The 2,381-nt window shown below is 34.5% G+C and carries 2 protein-coding genes; both read left to right on the forward strand.

Going from position 1 to position 2,381, the window contains the following annotated elements; all coding sequences use genetic code 11:
* On the forward strand, positions 1-918 hold a 918-nt coding region (locus tag F6K22_RS38885; RefSeq protein WP_293110291.1), incomplete at its 5' end, for a C39 family peptidase.
* A 552-nt stretch (positions 919-1,470) separates the two neighbouring features.
* On the forward strand, positions 1,471-2,097 hold the full coding sequence (locus tag F6K22_RS38890) for a PEP-CTERM sorting domain-containing protein (RefSeq protein WP_293110292.1): 627 nt from the start codon (positions 1,471-1,473) through the stop codon (positions 2,095-2,097).
* Positions 2,098-2,381: the final 284 nt, after the last annotated feature.

A 2,381-nucleotide genomic window follows, 5' to 3' on the forward strand; every position in this document is an offset into this window, starting at 1 on the left:
TTTAACCCTCCAGTAGATGGCATATTTGGCCCATTAACCACAGCAGCACTTCATCGGTTTCAAGTTAATCAAAAAAGTGGTGAAGCTGGATATTTAGGAGAAAAAACTATCAAAAAATTGTTCGAGGCAATAGAAGCAAATATTCCCGCAGCTCCAATCATATTAAAAACTAAAAAGGATACTATTCTTAAGTCTAGACCGCTTCAATCTTCTCAATTAACTGATTCAGAAAAACATCATATTTCTGCTAATCAAGAGTTTGAACTTTTAGCTTACGCTCCAGTGAGAAACCATTTCCGGATTGCTTTTCGTAACCATAAACACAACAGTTTAGGAGTTTGGTATATCCATGAAAAAAATATTGAAATTTATGAAAATAATCAAGTTGTGCATCCTAAGCTCAAACCAGAAAATATCAGAATACAAGTTCCGTACAAACCAAAACTAGACAATTGGTATAACCCGACAGGCTTATGTAATATTACTTCAATTGCTTCATGTTTAGAATTTTTAGAGGTGAATCGTAGGTCAAATTATGGTGAATTTGAAGACGAGCTTTATGACTATGCTTTAACTCAAGGTTACAGTCGTCATAATCCATATCATTTAGTTAAAATTGTTAGAGATTATGGATGTCAAGATACTTTTAAAACTAATGCCACAATTGAAGAAGTTCAAGACTCCCTAATAGCAGGAAATCCTGTAGCTATACACAGTTATTTTACCTCTTTTGGTCATCTAATTGTTGGTGTTGGTTTTGATAATGAAGGATTATTTATCCATGACCCTTATGGCGAATGGTTTTCTACTGGGTATCGTACTGACTTAAGTGGTGCTTTTCTCCATTATTCTTATAGATTAATTCGTAATGTTTGTATGCCAGATGGTAATTTATGGGTACATTTTATTTCAAAATAGAAGCGATCGCGACTGGGGCAATGTGAAAGATTTACCGAGTATTTTGTTAGGAAAGCAGTCTTAATGTATTAGACATCTCCAAAAATGAAAAATAAAATCAATTATTGTCCATAAATTATCAATTACTACCCCCTGTTCCCTGTTCCCTCTTTTCTGGAGATGTCTATTAGAGATTGCTTCCTTATAGATCGCAATGACAACTATTCAACCAAACTGGATATGATGCCCCTAATTTTAACCTTGAAAAACAACCATTGACCAAATTAAAGATTATTCAAAGTTGAGGATATTAATTAAACTTTTATTGTATCACTCCCTGGTTTCCTGGATACATCACCCAATCTTACTTCATCAAAATTTCATAATTGCTATTACTGTACCTATAACCTCAAAGGCTTATTTAGTAATTGATGGTAGTAATTTTAAATGCTAAAAATACTTTCTTCATTTTTAAAGATTCTGTAAAGTTTAGCCAGAAGGAGTTGAAAAAATTTCGGGGGAGAAATAAGCTAAATGTCGTAGGTCATAAAGTTTTCCAAGGAAATTTATATTATGCTCAAGAAGTTTTCAATAGCTGCTGCTGGTGTAACAATGATTAGCTTTCAAACTATCCCTGCTCATGCAGCACAATTCAATTTTACTTTTGATGCTATTATTGATAATAATTTAGCAGAACCTTTTGTAGGCAGTGGGGTACTCAGCTTTGACGGCGATGCTGAGGTTGGAATATATACACTAGATAGTTTGAGCAATCTTGATATGAATTTCAGCTTTGATGATGGTTCCTCTTTTGATATAGGAGATCTAAGAACAAACTTATCTCTTGCCGGAATTTCAATCTTCGATTTGGGAGCAGGTGAACTTGGTCTAGTTTTCACGGGTTTTAATGGCCTTATTGTTGGTGGCTCTATTGATTTTCAGAATGACTTTGATACTGTATTGACGTTTGAACCTACAGGTTCCATAGATAATCCTATTGGCTGCTGTGGTGGTGATGGGGTTACTAACCTATATGCTAACTTATTACCTGATGGAAATTCTTTTGAAACTTCTTTCTTTGGCAGTTATACTGCTGTTTCTTCGGTAAGCACTCCTGAACCTGCTTCTTTATTAGGTTTTTTGGGAATAAGTATTTTAGGTGCTAGTTCCCTCAAGCGCAATCAAAAAGAAGAAGTGTAGGTTCACAGGTCTAATTTCTGGCGAACCTACTTCACTTTTAAAACCTGACTACATTATACCTTCAAATATTCCATTGTAAAGAGATGCAGCTAAAAAAAAGCTTAGGGAGCATCTCTTTAATTTTTCATCTAATACTCTGTTTAGCAAAACAATTGTCATTACTATATTACAGCCGTTTTCATTTGGGTAAACCACAGTAGGGAGGTTTCATGGAACTTCCCTATAAGGTTTTGGTTGTGACGTGAGGTTATGCACCTGAAAAGTGCTTTAAGTTAAAGTAAATT

The sequence above is a fragment of the Okeania sp. SIO2F4 genome, assembly GCF_010672385.1.
Classification (GTDB): Bacteria; Cyanobacteriota; Cyanobacteriia; order Cyanobacteriales; family Microcoleaceae; genus Trichodesmium.

What these genes read in the sequence shown, in the direction of transcription:
- F6K22_RS38890 (WP_293110292.1), top strand. Translation starts at nt 1,471, where the DNA reads ATGCTCAAGAAGTTTTCAATAGCTGCTGCTGGTGTAACAATGATTAGC.